Consider the following 3,665-nt stretch of genomic DNA (forward strand, 5'->3'; position numbering starts at 1 on the left):
TCTGTAGGAGCTGTCGAGTGAAACGAGGCTGCGATCTCTTTGTCTTGATGATATGAGATAGAGCAGCCTCGGCTGCTCTTTTGCTTTATGAGAGAACACCCATGACCGCCGCCAAAAACCGCATTCTAGAGCTGCGTGCTGAGCTGGATCAGCACAACTATCGCTACCACGTGCTGGACGAGCCGAGTATTCCGGACGCCGAATACGACCGCTTGTTCCACGAGCTCAAGGCCCTTGAAGCGGCCAACCCCGAACTGATTACCAGCGATTCGCCGACCCAGCGTGTGGGCAGCGCCGCGCTATCGGCGTTCACGCAGGTGCGTCACGAGGTGCCGATGCTCAGCCTCGGTAACGCCTTCGAAGAAACCGACATGCGCGAGTTCGATCGCCGGGTGACGGAAGGCCTGGACTTGCCGGCCGGTGATCTGTTCGGTGGCGGTGCGACKGTGGAATACAGCTGCGAACCCAAACTCGATGGCCTGGCGGTCAGCTTGCTGTATCAGGACGGCGTGCTGGTACGCGGCGCAACCCGCGGCGACGGTACCACTGGCGAAGACATCAGCGTCAACGTGCGCACCGTGCGCAACATCCCGCTCAAGCTACACGGCACTGGCTGGCCCGCGACCCTGGAAGTGCGCGGCGAAGTGTTCATGTCCAAGGCCGGTTTCGAACGACTCAACGCTACCCAACTGGAAGTCGGCGGCAAGACCTTCGCCAACCCGCGTAACGCGGCAGCCGGCAGCTTGCGACAGCTGGATTCGAAGATCACTGCCAACCGCCCGCTGGAATTCTGCTGCTACGGCATCGGCCAGATTTCCGCGGACATTGCCGACACGCATATTGGTAATCTCAAGCAGCTCCAAGTGTGGGGCATGCCGATCAGTCATGAGCTGAAGCTGGCGCACGGCATCGACGAATGCCTGGATTACTACCGCGATATTGGCGAGCGCCGTAACGGGCTGGCTTACGAAATCGACGGCGTGGTGTTCAAGGTCAACAGCATCGCCTACCAACGTGAGTTGGGTTTCCGCGCGCGCGAACCGCGCTGGGCGATCGCGCACAAATTCCCGGCGATGGAAGAACTCACCGAGCTGCTAGACGTCGAGTTCCAGGTCGGTCGTACCGGCGCCGTCACACCTGTGGCGCGCTTGAAGCCGGTCAAGGTGGCCGGTGTCACCGTGGCCAATGCGACCTTGCACAACATGGATGAAGTTGCGCGTCTGGGCCTGATGATCGGCGATACGGTGATCATTCGCCGTGCGGGTGACGTGATTCCTCAAGTGGTACAGGTGGTGCTTGAGCGCCGCCCGGAAAATGCCCGGCCGGTACAGATTCCCGAGCAGTGCCCGGTGTGCGGCTCGCAGGTCGAGCGCACGCAACTGGTCAAACGCAGTAAAGGTCGCGAGACCCTCAGCGAGGGCGCGGTGTACCGCTGCGTCGGTCGTCTGGCCTGCGGTGCGCAGCTTAAGCAGGCGATCATTCACTTCGTTTCCCGTCGCGCAATGGACATCGAGGGTCTGGGGGACAAGAGCGTCGAGCAACTGGTCGACGAAGGCCTGGTGAGTTCGCCGGCGGATTTGTATGCCCTGAAGTTCGACGACATTGTCGATCTGGAAGGGTTTGCCGAAGTGTCGAGCAACAAGCTGCTGAGTGCCATCGAGGACAGCAAAAAGCCGAGCTTGGCGCGCTTCATCTACGCCCTAGGGATTCCGGATGTCGGCGAAGAAACGGCCAAGGTGCTGGCGCGCTCTCTCGGTTCGCTGGTGCGGGTTCAGCAGGCATTGCCGCACGTCCTGACGTACTTGCCGGATGTCGGCCTGGAAGTGGCTCACGAGATTCACAGCTTCTTCGAGGATGCGCATAACCAGCAAGTGATCGAAGAACTGCTCAAGCACGGCTTGCAGATTCAGGATCAAGGCGAGCTGGGTGCCGAGTTTGCGGCGAGCACCACGCTGGGCGGCTTTCTCGACAAGTTGCACATCCCTTCGGTAGGGCCGGGCGGCGCGCAGAAGCTGGCGGACAAGTTTGGTTCGCTGGAAGCGGTGATGAGTGCTGATTGGCTGGACATGCGTCAGGCGCTGCCGGAGAAGCAGGCCAATTCGGTTCGCGAGTTTTTTGCGGTTGAGGACAATCGCCAGCTCGCTCAGGCTGCCGAGAAGCAGCTGCGCGATTTTGGCATGCACTGGCAGAGCGAGAAGAAAGTCGTCGAAGGCTTGCCGCTGGCAGGGCAAACCTGGGTGCTGACCGGTTCGCTTGAATTGATGAGCCGTGACGTTGCCAAGGACAAGCTCGAAAGCCTTGGCGCCAAGGTGGCAGGTTCGGTGTCGGCCAAAACCCATTGCGTGGTGGCAGGGCCGGGGGCTGGTTCCAAGTTGGCCAAGGCTAATGAGCTGGGGTTGAAAGTGTTCAATGAAGAAGCGTTCGTTGAATTCCTGAACCAACACGGCATCCCTGTCGAGTAGTGATCGTTCCAACGCTCCGCGTGGGAATGCCGCCCCGGACGCTCCGCGTCCCTGTGATGCGGAGCGCCACTAGATGCATACCCACGCAGAGCGTGGGAACGATCGCTGCGTAAGAGTGATCTAGTCTTGGCAAGCCCCAGGGAGAGATCGCCATGTACCGCTTCTTCGAACAGCTCAGCTCGCGCATCGCAGCGCCCTTCATCGGTGAAGGCTCGCGCAACAGCAAGGTCTGGCAGTGCCGTTGCGGGCAGTCGCTATTCTTTGGCAACAGCCAGTGCCTGGCCTGTACGGCGGCGCTGGGTTATCAACCCGAACAGAGTCGCTTGTCGTCGCTGCAACCGGGTTTGCAGGCTGATACCTGGTTACTCGATGCCGAGCCGCAAGCCGGAGTGTTCCGCCGCTGCGCCAATCTTGATTCCCCGGCTGCGTGCAACTGGCTACTCCCGGCCAATGACCACGATGCGCTGTGCATCGCCTGTAGCCTGAATCACACCATCCCCGACCTGTCGATTGCGGAAAATCACGACCGCTGGTGCAAAGTGGAAACGGCCAAGCGGCGTCTGGTCGCGCAGTTGATCAGCCTGGGGTTGCAGGTGATTCCCAAAACCCTCGACGAAGACACCGGTCTGGCGTTTGATTTTGTCGGAGTCGACCTGGAAGGCAAGTCGCCGACCACTGGACACGCCAACGGCCTGATCACCCTCGACATCAAAGAAGCCGATGACGCCCATCGCGAGCAGCTCCGGGTGCAAATGCACGAGCCCTATCGCACGCTGCTCGGGCATTTTCGGCATGAGGTCGGGCATTACTACTGGGACCGGCTGATCGCCAACAGCCAGTGGCTGGAACCGTTCCGCGGATTGTTCGGTGACGAGCGTGCGAGCTACGCAGAGGCGCTGGAACGGCATTACCAGCAAGGCGCTCCGCTCGACTGGCAACAAGAATGCGTCAGCGCCTACGCGACCATGCACCCGTGGGAAGACTGGGCAGAAACCTGGGCGCATTACCTGCACATGATGGATGCGGTGGACACCGCTCTCGGGTTTGGAATGAGTGCGCGGGAACTGGATTTCGATTACCCGCCCTTTCAGTTGAGCACGCTCTACGAGCCGCAGCATCCGGGCGGCGCGGCGTTTCTGGCGTTCGTCAAGGCGTGGCTCGAACTGGCCGGGATGCTCAACGAGCTGTCGCGTAGCATGGGGC

Annotated in this window: 2 protein-coding genes; both read left to right on the forward strand. The window is 60.8% G+C overall.

Features of this window, described 5'->3' with window-relative positions:
• Window positions 1-101: 101 nt before the first annotated feature.
• Window positions 102-2,462, forward strand: coding sequence for an NAD-dependent DNA ligase LigA (gene ligA / locus AC1DRJ_RS21550; RefSeq protein ID WP_477803920.1), 2,361 nt, complete (start codon window positions 102-104; stop codon window positions 2,460-2,462).
• 152 nt (window positions 2,463-2,614) lie between these two features.
• On the forward strand, window positions 2,615-3,665 hold a 1,051-nt coding region (locus tag AC1DRJ_RS21555; RefSeq protein ID WP_477803921.1), incomplete at its 3' end, for a zinc-binding metallopeptidase family protein.

This window comes from Pseudomonas sp. P5_B2, from assembly GCF_056400445.1.